Annotated in this window: 11 protein-coding genes and 1 pseudogene; 7 read left to right on the top strand and 5 right to left on the bottom strand. The window is 43.6% G+C overall.

Going from position 1 to position 23,358, the window contains the following annotated elements; translation table 11 throughout:
* The first annotated feature begins 38 nt into the window (after nt 1–38).
* From IPJ86_08810 to IPJ86_08820, 3 genes are all read left to right on the top strand, one after another.
* A complete protein-coding gene (locus IPJ86_08810; GenBank protein ID MBK7887388.1) occupies nt 39–5,180 on the top strand; it encodes a T9SS type A sorting domain-containing protein in 5,142 nt (1,713 codons plus the stop codon).
* Nucleotides 5,181–5,293: 113 nt separating this feature from the next.
* A complete protein-coding gene (locus IPJ86_08815) occupies nt 5,294–7,546 on the top strand; it encodes a T9SS type A sorting domain-containing protein (protein ID MBK7887389.1) in 2,253 nt (750 codons plus the stop codon).
* Nucleotides 7,547–7,771: 225 nt separating this feature from the next.
* A complete protein-coding gene (locus IPJ86_08820; GenBank protein MBK7887390.1) occupies nt 7,772–10,219 on the top strand; it encodes a penicillin acylase family protein in 2,448 nt (815 codons plus the stop codon).
* 43 nt (nt 10,220–10,262) lie between these two features.
* Here the strand turns inward: IPJ86_08820 and IPJ86_08825 are convergent, their stop codons facing one another.
* Both IPJ86_08825 and mgtE read right to left on the bottom strand, forming a co-directional pair.
* Entirely contained in the window at nt 10,263–11,216 is a 954-nt protein-coding gene (locus IPJ86_08825) for a hydroxyacid dehydrogenase (protein MBK7887391.1), read from the bottom strand.
* A 52-nt stretch (nt 11,217–11,268) separates the two neighbouring features.
* Nucleotides 11,269–12,648 (bottom strand): magnesium transporter, encoded by a 1,380-nt coding sequence (gene mgtE, locus IPJ86_08830; protein ID MBK7887392.1) that lies wholly within the window; start codon nt 12,646–12,648, stop codon nt 11,269–11,271.
* Between the two features lie 839 nt (nt 12,649–13,487).
* Here mgtE and ung point away from each other — a divergent pair.
* The 4 genes from ung (at nt 13,488) to der (ending at nt 18,656) form a co-directional block, all read left to right on the top strand.
* Nucleotides 13,488–14,195 (top strand): uracil-DNA glycosylase, encoded by a 708-nt coding sequence (gene ung / locus IPJ86_08835; protein ID MBK7887393.1) that lies wholly within the window; start codon nt 13,488–13,490, stop codon nt 14,193–14,195.
* Nucleotides 14,195–16,030, top strand: coding sequence for a BamA/TamA family outer membrane protein (locus IPJ86_08840; protein ID MBK7887394.1), 1,836 nt, complete (start codon nt 14,195–14,197; stop codon nt 16,028–16,030). Before ung ends, IPJ86_08840 begins: the two co-directional genes overlap by 1 nt.
* 343 nt (nt 16,031–16,373) lie before the next feature.
* On the top strand, nt 16,374–17,252 hold the full coding sequence (gene era, locus IPJ86_08845; protein ID MBK7887395.1) for a GTPase Era: 879 nt from the start codon (nt 16,374–16,376) through the stop codon (nt 17,250–17,252).
* An 84-nt stretch (nt 17,253–17,336) separates the two neighbouring features.
* On the top strand, nt 17,337–18,656 hold the full coding sequence (gene der / locus IPJ86_08850) for a ribosome biogenesis GTPase Der (GenBank protein MBK7887396.1): 1,320 nt from the start codon (nt 17,337–17,339) through the stop codon (nt 18,654–18,656).
* 5 nt (nt 18,657–18,661) lie between these two features.
* Here the strand turns inward: der and IPJ86_08855 are convergent, their stop codons facing one another.
* The 3 genes and pseudogenes from IPJ86_08855 to IPJ86_08865 form a co-directional block, all read right to left on the bottom strand.
* Nucleotides 18,662–20,959, bottom strand: coding sequence for a patatin-like phospholipase family protein (locus IPJ86_08855; GenBank protein ID MBK7887397.1), 2,298 nt, complete (start codon nt 20,957–20,959; stop codon nt 18,662–18,664).
* A gap of 29 nt (nt 20,960–20,988) precedes the next feature.
* Nucleotides 20,989–21,804, bottom strand: a pseudogene (locus tag IPJ86_08860) (ABC transporter substrate-binding protein).
* Between the two features lie 21 nt (nt 21,805–21,825).
* On the bottom strand, nt 21,826–23,193 hold the full coding sequence (locus IPJ86_08865; GenBank protein ID MBK7887398.1) for a pyridoxal-phosphate dependent enzyme: 1,368 nt from the start codon (nt 23,191–23,193) through the stop codon (nt 21,826–21,828).
* Nucleotides 23,194–23,358 lie beyond the last annotated feature (165 nt).

A 23,358-nucleotide genomic window follows, 5' to 3' on the forward strand; every position in this document is an offset into this window, starting at 1 on the left:
AAAATTTTTAACTTTATCCTCACCAAAACTCCCACAACATGAAACCTCATTTTCTACCGATCACCGAAAAACTAAGAGTCGTCTTGGTTTTAGTGCTTGCACTACTATGCAACACTGCCTCTTTCGCGCAGATCAATGTTAACGTGCCGGGAGGGGGAGCCGGACCAGCACCCGGAGCGGCATTTAATTATCGCCCCTTAGGAACATTTTGGGGATATGACAGGGGGCAGATTCAACTTACAGCCCCCGAACTCACGGCCGCCGGAGTGCCAAATGGTATAATTATTTCGAGAGTTGCTTTTTTCTTAACCAGTTTCAATAGTCCTACACCAAATACCCCGGTAAGAGTATTGTTGAAAGAAGTTGCCGGTCCTGCAGGGTTAACGCCTTCCACCTACGCTGCTGCTTCTGCTCCCGCAACTTTGTGTTTCAATGGCACTGTCAGTTCTGCTACTTTTTTACCGAATACCTGGGTGACCATTTTTCTTACCAGTCCCTTTTATTTCAATGGAGGAGGGACTCATCTTGAAGTTATTGTTGAAACTAATTTTGGGGGAGGTGGTGGAGAAGCTTTTAATGGCAAAATTTTCACGCGATCAACAACAGCCGGAAATTATTTTCAGTACTGGGGAGCAGACAATACTCCGCCTGCCGGAAACGGATTTGTTGCGAATACCAGACCCGATGTGCAGTTGTATTACAATGTTGCTACACCATGTGCCGGCGTCCCCGGTGGCGTCACTGCTGTTCCTTCTGCTCCTTCCGTTTGTGCGAGTACACCCTACACGGTAAGTCTTAGCGGACTTTATCCTCCTTACAATAGCGGTTATACTTTTCAATGGTTGTCTTCTACAGTCAGTGCAGCCGGACCATTTACTCCAATTGTTGGTGCCACTCAGGCTATTTATGCCAGTCCGGGACAGATTGCTACCACGTGGTATCAATGCCAGATTCGATGCAATATGGGACCCATTGTGACCTCTACGGTCGCACAAGTGAGTATGAATTTACCAACCGGTTGTTACTGTAATTCAAATGCGACCTCCAGCGTTGACACCGATATTGGTCAGGTGGTTTTTGGTGCGATGACCAACCCCGCTGCCCCGGGAACGACTACGAATAACCCAACATCTTTCAACATCTACACCAATTTTACATCTACCGTTCCTGTTCAGAATTATACTCAGGGTTTAACTTATCCTATAACCTTGCGACAGATTACATCCGGCAATTTTTTCTTCGCTGCTTATTTTAATGTGTTTATCGATTACAATCAGGATGGGGTATTTAATCCGGTTACGGAAAGAGTGTTCAGTGGCGGACCAACAGGCCCTACCAGTGCAACTCCTGTTACCACCTTTGTTACCGGTAATATTACCATTCCTTTTTCGTCATTGACAGGAGTGACAAGGATGCGCATTGTGCTTCGCGAGGGAGGAAATAACACCAACCTGCCTTGTGGTACTTATACCTGGGGAGAGACAGAAGATTATAATATTAACATTGTTCCCGGTGTTCCCTGCGGCCTAACTAACGCGGGTATTGCGACTACCTCTTTGCCCAATGTTTGTCCTTTGCAAGCATTTACATTAGGAATTAACAATACAGTAACCTTAGGTTCAGGAATGACATGGCAATGGCAGAGCGGACCTGCTGCTGGTGGTCCATGGACAAATATTGCCGGAGCAACTACCTATCCTTTTTCCACCACACAAGCAGCAACTACCTGGTACCGATGTCAAATTACCTGCGGAGCAACTACTTTATTCACCACTCCGGTTCAGGTAATTCTTAATACTGCTACGCACTGCTATTGTGTGCCCGTCCATATTCCCAATTGCAATAATATGTGGACCTCGAATGTGACTTTTAATACTTTGAACAATTCGACCGGATGTACAAGTAATACGACTTTAGCGTATAATGTTTATCCTGCTGTGGGGGCTACAACAACTACCGTGACACAAAATCAAACATACAATCTTAGTGTGACGACGAGTGGAATTATAAGTGCTATCATTTCAGTGTGGATAGATTATAATTTTAATGGTGTGTATGAACCAACGGAATGGCAACAGCTGGCGATAAACAATCCGCCGGGAAGTACAGCTACCGTTCCCATAACTATTCCCGGTACCTCTGGAACGGGTCTAACGGGTATGCGTATACGATCACGCTTTGTGGGTAATATCAATACTTCAACAAGTGCCTGTCTTACTTTTGGTTCCGGAGAGACGGAAGATTATCTGATTACAATCAATCCCTTCACTCCTCCTGCTTGTGCGGGAACACCGGGGCCATTCAGTACGTTTACTTCTGCCACTACAGCCTGTTCGGGAACTCAGATCAATTTGTCATTGAATCCGCTCGCAGGAACGGTATTTGGCGGATTAACTTATCAATGGCAAAGCGGACCATCTGCGCTGGGTCCATGGACAAATATTGTTGGCGCCACAAATAAGACTTATTCCTTTAATATTACTGCGAGCGAATGGTTCAGATGCGTAGTGGTTTGTACTAACAGTGGAATAACCACAAATGCTTCTCCGGTCTCCATCACCGTCCAGCCCGCTACCTGGTTAGGTTTTACCGACGATTGGAATGACGCAACCAACTGGTGTGGACGTGTACCAACTTTGTCAGATGATTCACAAATTTCATTGATTGCATCCGGGCGTCCGGCTGCCTCGTATTACTTCCCCGTGGTAGGTATTGGAGATACGATGCGTTCCAGAAATATTACCATTGCAGCTACTGATTCCATCACGGTGCTCACGGATACAACAGTAATCATGAACATTGCGCAAAGCATTAACAATAACGGGAGATTTGCCATTGTTTCCACGAAATCAGATTCTATTACATTCGGTACTTCAGCAACCACTTCAGCACTTATTCAGGCTTTTAGAGGAGGATCAACACCTGATAATATTGTGCAGGTAATTTATACCGTTTCTGAAATGCAGGCAGCAGGAATGTTACCCAATGATATCATCGATTCCATCTATCTTCGGTTTTATACCAGAGGAAGTACGGCGGCGTATCAGAACTTCAGCATTTCCTATATGCAACTCCCCGGAATTCAGGATCAATTTGTCACCAATGATCCTTTATTGGGAGTGACGACCGTGTATTCTAATCCCGCATTGATTATTGGAACTCCTACCAATGGAGTTTATACCGCCTTCTCTGCCAGTTCAGGAGTATTAAAACTTCCTGCCACCAATATGCGTTGGGACGGAGTGAGCAATTTGCTCCTGCAAATCTGTTATGACATGACAGCAGGTACGCCCGGAGGAAATGATTTCATGTATTTGTCCAGTACTGCACCCCGAAAATCATGTATCTGGTTAGGGTCAACAACTATCGGTACCGCTGGGTGTGCACTTACCTCACTCTCTCCCGGTTTGTTATCGAATTTCGGTCAGGTGCCATCCACCTTGCGACCCAATATCGGTTTCAGATTCCGCAGACCACAGAATTTTATGAATGGACTTGTAGGCAGCGATTTGAACAATAATGCCGGAAGTAAATTCTGGTCCAGCTTTGCTAACCTGACTATATCCGGAAATATGAACAATACTTCACAGGTATATGCGGATACATCGGTTATTACGCTGAACGGTCTTTACAACAATAACGGATCGACCGACTTTAGTTATACTCCGTTATTGTCAAATCGCAAGACCATTATGAATTTCAATGGACTCGATTGGAACAACAATGGCCTGTTTACGGCAGGCAATAGTCTGGTGAATTTTTCAGGTGCCTTATTACAGAATCTTGGTGGCTCGAATGTCACTACTTTTCATGAGTTGAAAATAAATAAATCAGCCGCTGCACAAACAGTCACTATGTTGAGAAATGTGGTGGTGGATGATACATTATCACTGACGCAGGGTCAATTAAGGATGAATCTGAATTCCATCACGCTCAATAATGGTGCGGCAGTTACAACAGGCGGTTTGCTAACACCTGTTGGACCGATCACGCGAACAAATGGTTTTATCATCAGTGAAAATGCGAATGCATTGGTGAACTGGAACAATATTGACGCTACGCAAGGTTACCGGGTAGTGCCCTTCGGAAGCGAAGCTATTGCTGCTCCGGTATATGTGCCGTTTAGTTTCCAGTTAAAAGGTGGAGATATTGGAGATGTAAGTATTTCAACATATAAAGCACCCGCTAACCTGCCTCTTCCTCCCGGTGTGACGCATCTCAATTCAACTACCGCTGTCGTCAATAATGCCGCTGCCACTGTTGATCGTTTCTGGATGTTATCGAAGTCAGGGCCCAATCCACTTACCGATCTGGTGTTCCGGTTTACTCCTGCAGAGCGAGTGGTGGGTATGAATACAATTATTCCTGCCAGCAGAGGCTCCGCTCAACCCTGGAGACAGCAATTGCTGAATGGAGCGTGGATTCGCTTAACAACCCCTTATACTTCACTCACCTATTTGCAAAATTATGGGCAAGCCCCGGGTCCATCTGATTCTGTTCGTGTGATTAACTGGGATTGGCCCAACCTTCCTCCTCAGGCAGCGCAAGCATTCCCTCCATTGTTTGCTACACCCGGCGGACCAATAGGCAATTCACATCCCTGGGCGATCAGCATTAATAATAATCCACTGCCGGTAGATTTGCTTCACTTTGATGCGGAAGCAATTGAATCAGATGTGAGAATTTATTGGAGCACAGCCTCGGAAGAAAATAGTGATTTCTTTACAGTTGAGCGTACCTTGAATTTTGAAGATCATACGGTCATCGCTACTGTGCCTTCTGCGGGAAATAGTTCTAATCTGCTGAACTATGAAACTTTTGACAAAGATCCTGCAGATGGAATCAACTATTACCGCTTATTACAAACGGACAGAGATGGCTCTGTGAATGTCATTTCTGACTATATCCCCGTTCGTTTTGGAAAGTCGTTGAAGTTTGAAATCCTCAATTTGCTTCATGATCCTTATTCAATTTTGGTATATAATTATGATTCAAGAGAAGCGCTGCAGATGTTGATTTTTGATATGACTGGAAGGCTATTGCAAGATCGAGGAAATATTACATCTCAAAGTGGCTTAAATATGCTTGAACTGGATCTCTCCGGATTGTCTTCCGGTATATATACCATTCAACTAAGAAATTCTGTCGCGGCACAAAGCTATCGATTTATGAAACCTTAAAGGCGTTGATAATGAGCAGCCTCCGAAGTGATATCGGGGGCTGTTTGATTTTATGCTTTCGAGATGGTTGGTTTCTATTTACATTTGTTCAATAAAATCACCCTAAAATTCCAATGAAAAAATTATTGAACCTGTTGGCGATCCTGACGATTGCTTGTCCTCTTATGGGTAAAACCCCGCTTTTCTGGAAGGATATCTCTAAAGAAAATATCGCACTTCAGGGAAAAGCCGCTATCCAAACCACAACTTCACGATTGATGGAGGTAGATCTGAATTCCTTAGCCACGCTACTGTTGTCTGCACCTTTTGAAGGGTCTCCAGGTACTCCCTTATTGCTCGAAATACCAATGCCAGATGGAAACACCTCGCATTTCAGAATAGTGGAGACTCCAGTAATTCCATCTGCATTAAAACAAAAGTATCCGGGAATAAATACCTGGGCAGGACAAGGAGTTGAAAACCCTTCAGCTACTATTCATCTTGATATTACCCGCTGGGGATTTCATGCGATGATCCTTTCGCCGGATGGAGATGTTTACATTGACCCTTTCAATCAACAAACAAAATCAATTTATCAGGTGTACTTTAAATCTGCTGCCGTGAATAAAGCTTCGCGTTCTGTTTGTGGTTTTAATTCGGAAGATTCCGGGAATGTAATTGCCGCCCAAAATATACGGCGAGATGTGCAGCAGAATGGTGGAGGTTTGACTGTGTTAAGAAGTGAAGGATCTACATTAAGAAGGTACGAAGCAGCCATTGCCTGCACCGGTGAATATGCAGGTTATCATGGTGGTACTGTTCCCGGTGCTCTTTCTGCAATCGTGACCACACTGAATAGAGTGACCGGAGTTTATGAGAAGGAACTGGCGGTGCGTTTAGTATTGGTTCCTAACAATGACACATTGATTTTCCTCAATTCTCAGACCGATCCTTACACAAATAATAATGGCGGAACAATGCTTGGACAAAATCAGGCTACGGTTGCCGGAAGAATCGGCAATTCAAACTATGATATAGGACATGTGTTTAGTACCGGTGGAGGAGGAATAGCCGGTTTAGGTGTTATCTGTAACCCTTTACAAAAAGCAAGAGGTGTAACCGGCTCTATGGCACCTATTGGAGATCCGTTCGACATTGATTATGTAGCCCACGAGATGGGACATCAGTTTGGAGGAAACCATACCTTTAACGGAACTACCGGTGCATGCACAGGCAATGGGAATTCAGCTACAGCATTCGAGCCCGGAAGCGGAACAACGATAATGGCCTATGCCGGAATTTGTTTGCCTCAGAATATTCAGGCGAACAGTGATGCTTATTTTCATACGGCTAATTTTGATGAGATCATTGATTATATTACGCTTTCTACGGGAGCTACATGTGCACTTTCAACACCAACAGGAAATACTCCTCCTGTCATTAACTCTGTAGGTACAGATCATGTTATTCCTTATCAAACACCGTTTGTTTTGGAAGGCGCTGCTACAGATCCGGATGGCGATACAGTCACCTATTGCTGGGAACAGTACGATATCGGAAACGCCGGTGCTCCAACTAATCCGACAGGAAATGCTCCATTGTTTCGTTCGTTTAATCCCACAACAAATCCGAAGCGTTATTTCCCGAAATTATCTGCTATAGTTGCCAATTCCGCTTCCATCGGTGAATTGCTTCCTACTTACGCCCGCAATATGAAATTTCGTTTGACTGCACGTGATGGGAGAGTGAACGGGGGTGGGGTAACTTATGAAGAAGTATTGGTGAATCTGCAGGTGATCAATACAGGCGCTCCCTTCCTTGTCACATCTCCAAATACTTCTATCACTTGGGTAGCAGGAACTCAGGAAAATATTACCTGGAATGTTGTAGGAACTGATATAGCCCCGATCAATAGCCCTAACGTGGATATTTTTCTCTCCCTGGACGGAGGCTTTACTTATCCCATAACATTGGCTACCGCTGTTCCTAATTCAGGAGTAGCGACAGTGACTGTACCCGCTGTTTCAACCACTCAGGCACGGGTCATGGTTAAAGGAGCTGCCAATGTTTTCTTTGATATCTCTAATGTTAATTTCACCATCACGAATCCGCAAGGTGTTTTTGAAAATGCATCTCTTGATGCAATCCGCTTGTTTCCGAATCCTTCCGGTAATTTTACTTATTTCAGCATGGCCGGAAAATACAGAGGAGACGTATCGCTGAATATTTTTGATGCTAAAGGAAAGTTAGTTTACACGCAGAATTTGGTTAAGGCCGGTGATGGCCTGCTTTATCAGCTGGACTTATCCTCCTTTAGCGCCGGAGTGTATACTGTCGGAGCGGCTTCGGCTATGGGTAATAGTTATGAAAAGTTGGTGATAGAGTAGGCTGCTTCAGAGGATTTAGTCTGGAAAAAATGTCGCCGAGATTGGAGATCAGGCAAGGTGCAAATAATGTTATAAGAATTGGCAAAGGGATGAACCTTAGAAGTCATCCCTTTGTTTTTATTAACTTCATTGCAGAGTCCGGAAATGTGCATTATTGCTGTAATTTCTATTTTTTAATGGCACGAGACATCGCAATCCGCCGTATTTCTTAAATTTGTAACATCAATGAAAATTATCCGTCGACTTCTTTATTTACTAATTGTATTTGTCCTTACAGGTATTGTAGTCGTTTTGATTTATCTTTCTTCTCAGAAGCCACATTACGATGGCAGTATGGAGCTTGATGGTCTAAACAATACCGTAGAGGTTATTTACGATTTCTACGGTATTCCTCATATATACGCCACAAATGAGGAAGATGCTTATTTTGCCTTGGGTTATATACATGCTCAGGACAGGCTTTTTCAAATGGAAATGACCAGAAGAGTAGCCTCCGGTCGTTTGGCTGAAATTTTAGGAAAGGATTTTATAAAAGTGGATGCGTTTTTTAAAACACTTGGGTTGGCAGAACATGCAGAAGCCGCCAGTAAGATCTACCTCACAGGGGATACAGAAAACTATCAAAAGGCAGCAAAATCTTATCTCAAGGGAATCAATGTCTTCATTAAAGAAGGAATTACTCCCGTCGAGTTCGTGATGCTGGGAATCGATAAAGAAGAGTATACAATAAAAGATTTATACCTCTCGTCGGAGTTTATGGCTTTTAATTTCGCAATGGGTTTCCGAACAGACCCCCTCATGAGTTTTATCCGGAAGAATCTGGGGAAAACATATTATGCGGATATCTTCACTTCCTATAGAACAGGTACAGAAAGGATGCCCGTCCATGATGATTCTTCTTATTTTGAACCGGAGGCAACAGCTCAGGTTAAATCTTTTATGACCACACCGGGCGCAGTGGCAGAAGTGTTAAATAAAATCCCGGTTCCACCTATTACAGGTAGCAATGGATGGTTATTGTCTCCTTCACGCTCGGCAAGTGGAAAAGTATTATTCGGTAATGATACGCATATTGGTTTTGGCCAACCTGCAGTTTGGTATGAAGCACATATGGAATATCCCGGCTTTAGTTTCTATGGTAACTATCTCGCGGGATTACCTTTTGCCGCCATCGGACATACAAAGGAAAAAACATGGGGTTTGACCATGTTGGAAAATGATGATCTCGACTTTTATCAGGAAAGAGTGAAACCGGGAGATTCAACACTTTACTGGGCGAATGGAAAATGGAACAAATTCTCGGAAGTGAAGAAGGTGATCAAAGTGAAAGGAGAAGAGGAGGTGGTACTAACGGTGATGGAAAGCCGTCACGGACCGGTGGTGAGTGAAGTGATGCCGGAATGGAAGCAGGTAACAGGTGATGCTGTGGCGATGTACTGGACACATCTGAAGTTTTCAAACAACTTATTACAGGTGACCTACCAACTCAATCACGCGAATGATATCGATGAGTTTAGAGATGCAGTATCTCAGATAATATCTCCCGGTTTAAATGTCATGTATGGCGATAAGGCAGGGAATATTGCCTGGTGGGCTGCAGGGAAACTGATGAAGCGTGCAAAAGGAGTTGATCCTGTTGTGTTGATAGATGGGAGTGATTTTAAACTGGATCCACCGGGCTTTTATGATTTTAAAGATAACCCTCAATTGGAAAATCCTTCTTCGGGATTTTTATACAGCGCCAATAATCAGCCGGACTCGATGAGTGGAGTTGGCTTTTATCCCGGTTATTATGTTCCGGAAGACAGGGCGATTAGAATAAAAGAATTGTTTGACGAGAAGGAGAAATACAGTAGTAGTGATTTGCAGCGAATAAGTAATGATGTCCTTTCTCCGGTAACTCCGGTTATTGCTCGGGCTATTCTCGAGGCGATCAGGGTAGATGTAAAGCAGAAATCACCTGCACACGCCAATGCAGCGAATTTGCTTTCCACCTGGGATGGGAATCACCTCCTGAGAAATCGCGCACCGGTAGTCTATTATAAATTGCTGTATCATATCCTCCGTCTTTCCATGCAGGATGAATTGGGTGAGGAAAATTTTAAAGTGTATTTATCCACCCATGTGATGAAAAATTCTGTACTCCCCTTTATTCAAAATGATTCTTCGGTGTGGTGGAATGATGTGAATTCCCGAGATGTAGTGGAATCGAGAAATATGATTCTGGAAAAAGCTTTTGATCAGACTATCACTGAATTGAAAGAGCAGCTGGGGAGCAATCAGGATATGTGGGATTGGGGACGGGTGCATGTGCTGGAGCATAAGCATCCCATTGGTATGAAGAAGCCTTTTGATGTCTTTTTTAATGTTGGACCTTATCCCGTAGCAGGCGGACCGGAAGTGATCAATCAAATGGGATTTGATCTGAACGGTGAGGGTGTTTATCGTGTCAAATACGGTCCGGCAATGCGCATTGTGATGGATATGGCTGACCCCGAAAATTCAAGAAGCATCTTACCTACCGGTCAGTCGGGGAATGTGATGAGCCGCTATTATTACGATCAGGCCATGATGTACAATACGGGGAAATTCAGACGGCAAAAGATGAACAGACCTTTGATAGAATCGAATCGTTCCGGATATCTGACACTCTTTCCGTTGAAGAAAAAATAAACTTTTTTAAAAGTTCGGGGTCCGGAGAAGACAATCGAAGAACTTAAGCCTTTAACACCTCCAGCATTTTAAAAGCAAGTGTTTGTGCAATTTTTATATTTGATTCATGTGTCCATCCGGCAATATGCGGGGAGAGCACCACATTTTCTGATTGAATGAGATAGTGAAAGGCTTCCGGCAATTGGTTGGGGTCAATATGTTCGAAGCTGAGCGCTTCGTATTCCAATACATCTAAAGCTGCCCCTGTAATCTTCCCCGATTTTAACCCTTTCACCAATGCAGTCGTGTCAATATTCTTCCCGCGTGCGGTATTGATGAGGTAGATATTCTTTCGGAATTTTTTAATCCATGAGTCATTGACCAAATATTTAGTTTCATCGGTCAGCGGAACATGTAAGCTGATGATATCACTCTCGATAAAGATTTGTTCTTCCGGGCTTTGTTTTACAAAGGGATATTGTTCTGCATCTATTTTAATATACGGATCATACGCCAGAATGGTCATTCCGAATCCCTGCAACCGTTGTGCGAAAGCAGCACCCATATTTCCGAAACCAATGATTCCAATCGTTTTTCCACGTAACTCTGTACCTCTGTTTTCTTCCCTTCTCCAAATACCCTTCCTGACCTCTGCATCTGCCCTTAGCAAATGGTTCATACCCATCAACAACATTCCCAGAGCATGTTCGGCCACCGCATCACGATTACCTTCCGGTGCATTCAGGCAGTGTATGCCGGCTTTGGCTGCAGCTCTGACATCAATATTTTCCATGCCGGCTCCGGCGCGACCTATGCACTTTAACTGGGTTGCATGTGAAATAAAATTTTCGTCAATGCGAAAGCGACTTCGTATAGCGATACCGTTATACTTCCCGATTTCATCCAGTACCTTTTCTTTGGACCAGCTAAAGCCTTCCACAGTGGTTACGCCGCCTGCTTCCAGCTCCTGTTGAAATGCAGGGTGCATGGAGTCAATGAGCAGTACAGTTGGGTTCATGTTTCTGATGGGTTGAAGGAAGAGGGTATGGATAAGCGCTCATGTGGTAGTTTTATAATAGCGTTCCTGTCAGGAGTAAGGCGGCAATACTAAAGTAGATGATGAGTCCTGTCACATCTACCAAAGTAGCAATGAAGGGTGCGGAGGATGTAGCGGGATCGGCTCCCAGATGTTTCAGGAGCAGAGGCATCATTGAACCCATAATGGTTCCCCATACAACTACAAACATAAGCGAGGATCCAATTGTTAAGCCGATGTAGAGCCAATGTTCACCGTAGAGATTGGTGAATACATTCCATAATCCCACGCGGGCAAAACCGAGCGTGCCAAGAATGAGTCCGAGCAATAAACCGGTGCGAATTTCCTTGCGCATAATTCTCCACCAGTCACCCACTGTAATCTCTCCCAAAGCAAGCGCACGAATAATCAAAGTAGCTGCCTGCGATCCGCTGTTACCACCACTTGAAACAATGAGTGGAATGAATAAGGCGAGCACCACTGCTTTTGCAATTTCATCTTCAAAGAAACCCATGGCAGAAGCGGTGAAAAGTTCTCCGACAAAAAGTACCACCAACCAGGGCGCCCGCTTGCGTATCATCTCACTAAACCCTACATCCATATAGGGATCCTGCAGCGCTTCCACCGCACCAATCTTTTGTATATCCTCCGTATCTTCTTTCTTGGCCAGATCAAGAATATCATCTACCGTAATAATTCCAAGCAACAATCCGCCGGCATCGGTAACAGGCAAGGCCACTCTGTTGGTAGTGGAAAAAGATTTCACCGCGACCTCTTCATCATCAGTCACCAGCAAGGAGGTGTATTTCCCATCCAATAGATCTTTCACCGGAACAGCATCTTCGGCAATTAAAATATCGCCGACTTTAATATCGTCAATGAGATAACCCATGTCATCAACGATATATAATACGTCGAGCGTTTCACTCTTTTCACCTACACGTCGTATATAGTCCAGTGTTTCGCGAACGGTCCAGTCCTGATTGACGGCGATATAGTCAGGCGTCATCAGACGTCCGATAGAATCTTCAGGATAACCTAAAAGTGACAACGCTACACGCCGTTCTTTTTGCGTAAGTAATTTGATGAGCTTGTTGAGTTGCTCGGTATCCAGTTGTTCTAAAAGAGCGGTACGGTTATCCGCCGACATATCATTTAAGATCAACTGCACCTGGCGATTTCTCAGAACATCCAGCAACAATACCTGCGCGTTAAGATCAAGTAGTTCGAAAGTCTGATAGGCTTGTTCCCTGTCGATGACATTAAAAACAAAAACCTGTTCATGCGTATTCAAATCCTGACAAAGCATGGCCAGCTCCTCCGGCAACCACGACTCCAGTTTTAATTCCAACTGTTCTTTGTCGCGGCGCTGAATGAGCTCTTCGATAAAAGTTTTTTCTACATCGATATCCATAGACCTGTAAGGAGAATAATGCTATTGTGTTCTATCAGGCTAATGGCAGTGTAAGCAAAGTCAGGCTGAGGAAAAACAGCGTAAAACGTTACACCAGGGAAGCAAAGCTCCTCGTTTAGTTTTAGTTCAGAATGACGTATTCCTTTTCAGGAAAGCTGCTTTATGCGATGCCTTAATCCGACAACGCCTGTTCTACCCATTGGTGTCTTTCGACATTTCCGGGCAGCAGCCTCTGTTCATTCAGTAACCTCACCTAACAAGCTTACTGTCAATGGCCGTCGCAAAAGTAAGGAACAGCCTCTTGCGAAACAAGGTAAGGAGGAACGTTTTCTGTTTTCATGGCTTCTTTATTTCATTTGTTGTGAAAGAAATAAGTACAATGATGCAAGCGTGGAGGTTAAAGAAGAAAATTTATTTTTTTAAATAACGAACTACAGCACCTCCTTAAAAATAAAAATCCGGCTCTTAAAGGAACCGGAGGCTTTTAATGTCTAAGGAATGAAGTTCAGGAAGGGGAATTCACTTTTTGTTTGGCATATTGACTATAGGCCGGACATCTTTCACGTGGTTTACAAGAAACTACAGTGAGCAGAATCATTCCTAGAAGTAATAGTGCTGTTATCTGGCGCATGTTATCGGGTGCTGAGTGGCAATTTTATGGATGCAAAATAAAGGATTTTTTTTATGCTTTTGGGAGCGATTTTTAATTAATCCTGCATTTATTAACATTTTAACGTGGATGGTTTGAAAAAAGTGTAATCCAGCTTTTTTTCGGGAATTTAAGCGTTGTACACCCTTTTTTTGCTTTAATATCGTTCAAACCTTGTAATTTCGATCAAATGAGCGATAGTTTAGCGGAATACCCCACCCTGACTTCAACGGAAATCCGGTTAGAAAGTTCCTGGAAGGAACTGTTGAAGAGTGAATTTGAACAGGATTATTTCAAATCATTACGCGAGTTCCTTAAACGGGAAAAGTCGGCGGGCTATACCATCTACCCTCCCGGTCCCCGAATTTTTGCGGCTTTTGATGAAACACCGGTTGCTAAAGTGAAGGCCGTTATCATCGGCCAGGATCCCTACCATGGTGAAGGTCAGGCGAATGGACTTTGTTTTTCTGTGGCAGACGGGATACGTAAACCTCCTTCTCTCCTGAATATTTTTAAGGAATTGGAACGGGATCTCGCCTTGCCCATTCCGGTAAATGGAAACCTTGACAAATGGGCTGCTCAGGGTGTGCTCTTGTTGAATGCGACCTTAACGGTTCGCGCCAATACCGCAGGTTCTCATCAGAATAGAGGTTGGGAGCAATTTACTGATGCGGCCATTCGGAAACTGTCGGACCATTCTTCGGGATTGGTCTTCTTGTTATGGGGCCGGTTTGCTCAGGCGAAGGCGGCGTTGATTGACAAAAACAAACATTTTATTCTGGAAGCGGCTCATCCTTCTCCATTGGCACGTACCGGTTTTGCCGGATGTCGTCATTTTTCAAGGACAAACGAAATATTGAAATCGTTGGGTAAAAAAGAAATTGACTGGAGACTTTAATGCAGCCAATTCGCTCCTATATCTTTCGTTGTTTACAGTCATCTTTACTGTTTTTTATTGATTTCGGAAAGTCGATGCCGTTAGTGAGGTTGCAGTTCGCTATAGGTCTGGCCGGTATTTTATCAGTGACTGAAATTTCCGCACAACATATCGTTGGTTTTGAAAGTAGCTATCCGGAGCATAAAGCTATCCTGCAGAAAAGCTATACGGTTTTCCGGAAGTCGAAGGTGAAGGAGACGGATTCGATGCTGGTTCAGGCGGAATTGAGGCGATCGCTGGAATGGTTGTTCGCCAAAGGATACCTGGAAGCCCGCTTCGATAGTCTTTCCTGCAAAGAGGGCGATTGCAAGGCATGGTGGTTCACAGGCGTTCGCTATGAATGGGCGGAATTGAGGATGAGCGGCAAGGATGAGTTCGTTTTTACTTCTGCAGGAATCCGGGACAAATTTTACAGGAACAAACCCTTCTCGCCGGGAGCTTATGCCATCATGGCGAAGAAAGTACTCGACTGGTGCTCCAACAACGGCTACCCCTTCGCGTTAGTTCATCTGGACAGTGTCCGGACCGAAGGGGCAGGGTTGAATGCGCGGGTTACCGTGGATAAAGGTGATCCGGTGGTGATGGATACAGCATTGATCAAGGGGACTGTAAAAATTTCGGAAGCCTATCTCTACAATTACCTCGGCATTAAACCGGGAGCACCGTTCAATGGAGCACTCCTCAGTAAAGTATCTGTACGTCTCCGCGAAATTCCTTTTGTGACCGAAGCCCGGCCCTTTGAACTGGAGTTTACTCCGGGAAAAGCACGACCGGTCTTGTTTCTGCAATCGCGAAAAGCCAGTCAGTTTAATGGAGTAGTGGGGGTGCAGCCGGATAATGTCAATCCCGGGAAAGTATTCGTTACGGGAGATGTGCGACTGCGCTTATTGAATGCTTTCGGTAAGGCAGAACTGTTAGATCTCAACTGGAGCAATCCGCTGCCCCGTTCACAGGATCTTAAAGTTAAGTTCAGTTATCCGTTTCTCTTTTCCTTGCCGGTAGGGGTGGAAGGAGAGTTGATGCTCTTTAAAAAAGATTCCACTTTTCTGGAGCTGAACCGACAGATTGGCTTCCGTTATTTTTTTGCGGGGAATAACTCCTTTCGGGTCTTCTTCGGACGAAAAACAAGTAACCTGATTTCCACCAAGGGGTATGAGAATATTACCAGTCTGCCACCATTTGCTGACGTTGGCGCGAATACTTTCGGACTCGGCGTATTGTTTCAACGATTGGATTATCGTTTGAATCCGCGTCAGGGTTTCTCTGTAGATGTCAATGCCGGTGCAGGAGTTAGGGTGATTGACAAGAATGCCAGAATAAATCCGGAAGCATATGATAGTCTGAGTTTGCGGGCGACACAATACAAGGCAGAAGGAATTGTTGATTTTTATATTCCGCTCTTTACCCGGGCCGTGGTCAACATTGGAGCGATGGGCGGATGGATGCAAAATGAAAACATCTTCAGCAATGAATTGTATCGCTTCGGCGGGCTCCGTTCATTGCGGGGATTTGACGAAGCTTCCTTACTCGCATCTTCTTATGTCGTCGGAAAAATAGAATACCGGTTTATCCTCGAGCAAAATTCCTACTTATTGCTTTTCTACAACCGTGCCTGGTATGAAGATCAAAGTCGGGAAGAAATACTTACAGACACTCCTTATGGCTTCGGTGCCGGTATCACCTTCGATACCAAGCTCGGTATTTTTTCCTTCACCTACGCCCTCGGTTCACAGCAAAGTAATCCTATTGAATTCCGTGCGGCGAAAGTGCATTTCGGATTAGTAAATTATTTTTAGTTGTAAATTATCCTACCTAAAATACAGTAACAATTTGGTGTTTACAGATCATCGTCTCAAAACGATTTTCCTTTTTAACCACTAAGGCACTCAGAACACGAAGAGTCACGGAGGAATTTTCTTAAAACAGGAATTTAATTTCTTTAAGATATTCATCAATCCTGTTTCCTGACAAATAGATCAGCCCATCTTCAAACCTGTCTCCCGCCAGGGAGATTAACCCATTTTCAAATTTTCAAATCCATTCTTTAGAATCGGAAATTATATTTGTGTCAAGCTCTAATTTGTACAAGATCAGGCTTTTGTTAAATTGGCATTGTCCGTTTCCGTATCTTTGTCGCCCATGTCGCATAAATCCGGTTTCGTAAATATTGTTGGAAAGCCCAATGTGGGGAAGAGCACCTTGCTTAATGCATTGATGGGCCAAGACTTATCCGTGGTAACGCCCAAAGCGCAAACCACCCGGCACCGCATTAAGGCCATTCTGAATAGCGATGAGTACCAGATTGTTTTCTCGGATACTCCCGGAATTATGAAACCCGCTTATAAACTGCATGAGAAGATGTTACATGCTGTGGAGGAGACATTTACGGATGCCGATCTGATCCTTTTTGTGACCGAATTTGGCGACAGGAAATTGGAGGAGGATCTTGCCGTTAAGCTTAAAAACCGGCATGTGCCCTTGTTTGTGCTGCTGAATAAAGTAGACAAAGGCAATCAGGAAGAAGTAGAAGCCGCCGTTCAGCTCTGGAAGGAATTGCTGGATCCGGAAGTAGTGTTGCCCGTTTCTGCCTTGCATAATTTCCATCTGGATGTTTTGCTGAATAAAATACTGGAAGTGTTGCCGGAAGGTCCTGCCTATTTCGATAAGGATGAAGATATCAGCGATAGAAATACCAGGTTCTTCGTCACTGAAATTATCAGAGGGCGAATTCTTCAGCAGTACCAGAAGGAAGTTCCTTATTCTGTTGAAGTGATCGTGACTGAATACAAGGAAAGTCCGGAAATAGACCGTATCAAAGTGGTCATCTATTGTGCCCGTGAATCGCAAAAAGCAATTCTTCTCGGACATGGTGGCGCAGCCATCAAAAAGCTGGGAATAGATTCCAGAAAAAAGATTGAAGAGTTTGTAGGAAAACAAGTTTATCTCGAAACCACCGTCAAAGTAGCCGACGATTGGCGCGATAACGATAAAATGTTAAAACGTTTCGGGTACGAGTAAAGGGAAATTAATTTATTGAAAGTAGTAGTAAAATTAAATTCGATTGATGATGAACAGATCAATCGCGAATAAAGAAAAGAATTCATGGCCAATATCGTTGCCATTGTGGGCCGCCCCAATGTAGGAAAATCAACATTTTTTAATCGTTTAACAGAGTCACGCAAAGCAATCGTCGACGAATCAGCAGGTGTGACCCGCGATCGTCATTACGGTAAGGCGGAGTGGATAGGTCGTACATTTTCGGTGATTGATACCGGTGGCTATGTAGTGGGTTCGGATGATATCTTCGAGAAGGAAATTCGTAAGCAGGTGGATCTTGCGATTGATGAAGCCAATATTATTTTGTTCGTAGTGGATGTGGCCGATGGATTGACTGACCTGGATAAGGAAGTGGCCAATATGTTGCGGAAGTCCGGCAAGAAAATTTTCCTCGTCGCCAATAAAGTAGATAGTTCGGCAAGAATTCATGATGTGAATGAATTTTATGCGCTGGGATTGGGTGATCCCTATGGTATTTCAGGGATGAGTGGTAGCGGGACCGGAGAATTGTTAGATGATATGGTGGCCGTTTTTGAACCGGAAGATCTCGATGAACCCGATGTGCCCCGTCTGGCCATTATTGGTCAACCTAATGTCGGAAAATCTTCCCTGTTGAATACATTGATCGGTGAAGAGCGTAGTATTGTCACACCGATGGCAGGTACTACCCGCGATACCATTTACAAACGTTACAATAGTTTCGGTTTCGATTTCCTGTTGATTGATACGGCTGGTTTGCGGAAGAAGAGAAATGTAACCGAAGACCTGGAATTTTATTCAGTGATGCGTTCAATTCGTGCATTAGAAGAATCAGATGTTTGTTTGCTGATGATTGACGCCACGGCAGGAATTACTTCGCAGGACTTGAAAATATTTCACCTCTGTGAACGAAACCGGAAAGGCGTAGTTATCCTCGTGAATAAATGGGATTTGATGGAGAAGGATACCAATACCACCAAGAAAATGGAAGCGGCTATCCGTGAACGTATCGCTCCATTTGAAGATGTTCCCATCGTGTTTACTTCTGCTACTACAAAACAACGTGTCCATAAAGCATTAGAGACAGCGGTGAATGTGTTTAAAAATAAGACACAGAAAGTACCGACATCGAAACTGAACAAGTTAATTCTCCCTTATATCGATAATTACCCGCCCCCATCGATCAAGGGAAAGAACATCAATATTAAATACATCACGCAGTTGCCCGGCTTTGCACCCACCTTTGCGTTCTTTTGCAATTATCCGCAATATGTGCAGGCTTCGTACAAACGTTTTCTGGAAAATAAGATGAGAGAGAATTTCGATTTTAGCGGAGTGCCGCTCACGTTATACTTCCGTAGTAAGGAAAAGAATAAGGAAAGCTAATGGGTTTACTGGGTTGATCGCTTGTTGAATAAGAGGTAGCCCAGGTGAAACATGAAGGAGAGTTCTTTTTCCCTGCCTTCTATATAGTTTCCTGCCACACTTACCGGACCAAACGGGCTGTAGTAAACCGCATTGAGTGTTGCAATGAAGTAACGTTTGTTAAAAGCATCCCCATAATAAGGTTTGAAATTTCCACGCTTTAATATCTCCTGAAAAGGTTGGTAGGCATAACCTTCAAGTCGAAGATTTAAATTTTCTGTAATCCGAAAAACATTTTTAAGACCTATGCCAATATAATTATGGGCCCTGTAACTTTCAATAAATAAAGTTTGCATTTCCGGTATTGGCTGGAAACCCTGCGTTTGTGCTTTCGAGGCAATATAGTTGGAGAGAAAAGGCATATTGGTGAAATTCATCTCCATAAAGAAGCCGCTTTTATACCACTTCACCGTCTTAAAATAATTTTCATAGCGCATGTTCAATTGAAACCAATTGTGCTTTTCGATAATGGTGTCCTGTAAAATCAATGTACTGCCGGGTTTTGTTATTTCCTCTGCATAAGAATAGCGACCGCGAATTTCGAAAAAGGTGCCGTCGTTGGGATACATCTTTTTATTTAAAGTACTTCTTTCAAAAAATAAATAAGCAGAGTATCCTTCCATGGAAGTTTCATCCGCTGTATCTTTTTCACTGAAACTTCTGGTGAGATAATATTTGTCCAGGTTTTTAAATGCGTTGATTCCTCCAATCAATTTTCCTTCATTTCGTACCGGTATCCCGAAACTCATGGCATAACTCCTGTCATTCTGAACTAAAAAAGAGGGTTTTACATCCGTAAAGAAAGATGTACTGCTTTTAAAATAATCCATCTTGTTGATGGTAAAGGAAGGTTCTGCAAAGAAGGGGAGTCGGCCGGGAATATCCAGTCGCATCTTCAGTTGTGCAGAAATATAGAGTTTACCGAAGTATAAATTTCCTTGCATACGAACGCTTTGTTGTCCCCAAAAACTATGTCTGATGCTGATAAAGCCGGTATTGATGGGCTTGGACGAGATGATTCCACCGAAATCTATCGACAAGCCCTTGCTTTTTCTGACGTCTACATGCAGATCGTATTCATTGGTGGAAGCATTAAAGATCAATCGCGGAAACAAATACACCTGATTTTCATCGGCGATTAACTTGAACCAGTTTTTACGCAGTTGTGTAACGTTGAGGCATTGGTTGCGGGGATTTAAAACAGAACGTATGTAAGTGGCCTGATCTTCATTTACTCCATAGACGTAAATCCGGTCCACGGTGACATGATAACCGGATTGTTGTAAGTGTTTTCTTTTTTGCTCCAACTGAACTGGATTCGCAGCTCGGGGTATTGCGGCTTTAATGGTTGCAATAAGTCGCTTTGTGCTCTGGTAGCCACTGTCAATGGTAGCAGAGACTGCATTAAACTCAAAGGTATTGATGTCACTGAGTTTTGGTTCTATCAAAATATCCTGTGCCCGGGGAACAGCGTAAACAGTGGTTTGAGTAATCATCGTTTTAAGCTGACTCAAAAAATTGTTGGCGGAGGGCATTTCCGGTAAACTTGCTACACTAACGCCAATCATGATATCCGGTTGAAAAGTGTTCAGCATAATATCTGTCGGAAAGTTGTTGTAGATACCCCCATCATAAAGGATGTTTTCTCCGATGAGGACGGGTGAAAAATAGAAAGGGAAGGCCATGCTTGCTCTTACCGCTTGTGCCAGATCTCCTTTTGAAAAGATGATGGGTTTTTTCGCGGTGATGTCGGAACCAATACATCGAAAGGGGACGAGTAAACTATCAAAATCATAGTTGGCCGTAGCCGAAGGGGAAGCGAATTGTTCCATTAATGAAAAATCAATCTCGGCAGTATTCACTACATTGCTGGGTAATTGGGTCTTGATGATAGAATCGATCTGGAGTTTAATCGTCGCCCAGGCCGCATCATCCGGGTTCCTCAGGTAATAGTATTTATGGTCTTCATCGAAGACACCGGAAGCCCATTTAACAAAATCCTTACTCGTCATTACCTTTTCAATTTGATCCGGTCGCAGGCCAATCGCATACATGCTGCCAATCAATGCTCCTGCCGATGTCCCTGTGATGTAGTCAATGGGAATATTGGCTTCTTCCAATGCCTTAATTACGCCCAGGTGGGCCATTCCCCGTACCCCGCCACCACTTAAAACGAGCCCTACTTTCTGTGCGATCAGATACTGTGAAAAACTGCAAAGCAGAATGACCAGCAGTATTCGGCGGAAATGAGGGGCGGGGAACACGGTGTAAAAATACGATAAAGCACTGCTTCTTAAATATCCGTAAGGCTTTTAAGGAGGGATTTAAAGTAGGAAGGCGCATTTTTAAGCCTTGAACCGTACCAGCTGAAATATTCGCCATCTACCAGAATGACTTTGTCAGGTGATATAATTTCTGAAAAATGCGTTTTATCGGATGCCTTAAAAGGATAAGGTTCCGACGAAAGGAAGATGAAGTCCGGTTTTTCGGATTTGAGTTCATCAAAGGATATTGCAGGGTATCTCGTCTTTGTTCCGATGGAGGATAACCCGCATTCCTGTAATAGGCTATTAATGAAAGTACTTTTTCCGGCAATCATCCAGGGCTCTTTCCAGATATAGTAGGCTACCCTTGATTGTTGATGGGGAAGAAGTTGGAGAAATGCTTTTAGTTGATTGAAATTTTCTTCGATTTGCTGGATTAATGCCCCGGATTGTTCCTTCCGATTTGTCATTTCTCCAACAGATCTGATCATCGACAAGGCCTCTTCCAAAGAATTTACATCACTTATCTAAACCGGAAACTCACCCATCAATTCAGCAAGCCCTTCCGCTGTATTTTCTTCCTTGTTCGCAAGAATCAAATCCGGTTGTAATTCCCGAATGACATCCGGTTTAAAATCCTTAGTGCCTCCGATTTTCTTTTTAGATAAATACCATTCCTCCGGATGAATGCAAAATTTTGTGATCCCAACAACTTCCTCTTCTAAGCCCAGCTCATGCAGTAATTCCGTTTGAGAAGGTACTAATGAAATGATCCGTCGCGGAGACCGCGGGATGAAAATCTCCCGTCCCAATTGGTCCGTAAAAGAAATTTCGCCGGCATTCATTGCAGACAATGCGGTTGATGTTTAACGAATCATGATTTCCGCAAGGTCAGAGCGGGTAATGATGTAGTTCTTGTCTCTCTTAAAATCCTTAACCAGCACCGCTTCGTATTCTCCGGCAACCATTTTTGCCAATGTATCCACAGGAGTGGTGATATCAACAAAGGGCAAGGCATTACTCATGATCTCTTCGATGCGGTTGTTCTTTTTTTCCGGAGATTGAATGAGTAAATTCATGATTTTGTTTTCGAAGATGGATCCTACGATGCGTCCGTCAGAAGTGACCGGAAGCTGACTGAAATTATTGTCCATCATTAATTTCAAAGCATGACCCACCGTTTCATGTTTTTCTACAGTGGTAATGTCAATGTTCATGCGTCCGGAAACGATATCGAGTGCTGTCATTCCCGCTTTGTCCAGATAGCCCATCTTCAACATCCATTCGTCGTTGAAGATTTTACCAATATAACGTGTGCCATGATCGTGGAAAATAATGACCACCACATCATCTTTCTTTAACTGATCTTTTAGTTGAATTAATCCCGCCACAGCAGAGCCGGCAGAATACCCCACCCAGATGCCTTCCTGGCGGCAGAGCTCACGCGTCATCACCGCAGCGTCTTTATCGGTCACTTTCTCAAAATGATCAATGACTTTGAAGTCATAATTTTTCGGAATGAAATCTTCTCCTATGCCTTCCGTTACATAAGGGTAGATTTCGTTTTTGTCGAGATGTCCGGTTTCATGATATTTTTTCAAAGCAGATCCATAGGTGTCAATGGCCCAGATTTTAATATTTGGATTTTTCTCTTTTAAGTACATCCCGGTTCCTGTTACTGTTCCGCCTGTTCCGGCTCCAACCACCAGATGGGTGATTTTACCGTCTGTTTGCTCCCAGATTTCAGGTCCGGTCTGCTCATAATGGGCCTGACGATTGGAAAGATTATCGTACTGGTTGGGGTAAAAGGAGTTGGGAATTTCGCGGTTGAGTCGAGCAGCTACGGAGTAGTAGGAGCGGGGATCTTCAGGTTCTACATTCGTTGGACAAACAATTACATCTGCTCCGAAAGCTTTCAAGGCATCTACTTTTTCCTTGGATTGCTTATCAGTGGTGGTGAAGATGCATTTATAGCCTTTTACGATGGCAGCAATGGCCAGTCCCATGCCGGTGTTTCCGGAAGTTCCTTCGATGATTGTTCCTCCGGGTTTCAAAATACCTGCAGCTTCTGCATCTTCAATCATTTTCAGCGCCATCCGGTCTTTAATAGAATTGCCCGGATTAAAAGTTTCCACTTTAGCGAGCACAGTAGCAGCAACGGATGAGGTGACTTTATTGAGCTTTACAAGTGGTGTATTGCCAATGGCGTCGAGTATGGTATTGCAGATTTTCATTGAATTATAGTTGTTAGACGTAGATTTAAGGACCCGGTAATTTATTATTGAAGCCGTAGTATTGTAAAACCGGAGCTTGGATAGCAACTGTTTTTAAGTTTCAGAGTGCGAAGTTAAGCCCTACGGATGAATTCTAAGTTTTCATGGAGAATAAATTTTGATTTT

The organism is Bacteroidota bacterium, assembly GCA_016713925.1.
Taxonomy (GTDB): domain Bacteria; phylum Bacteroidota; class Bacteroidia; order AKYH767-A; family OLB10; genus JAJTFW01.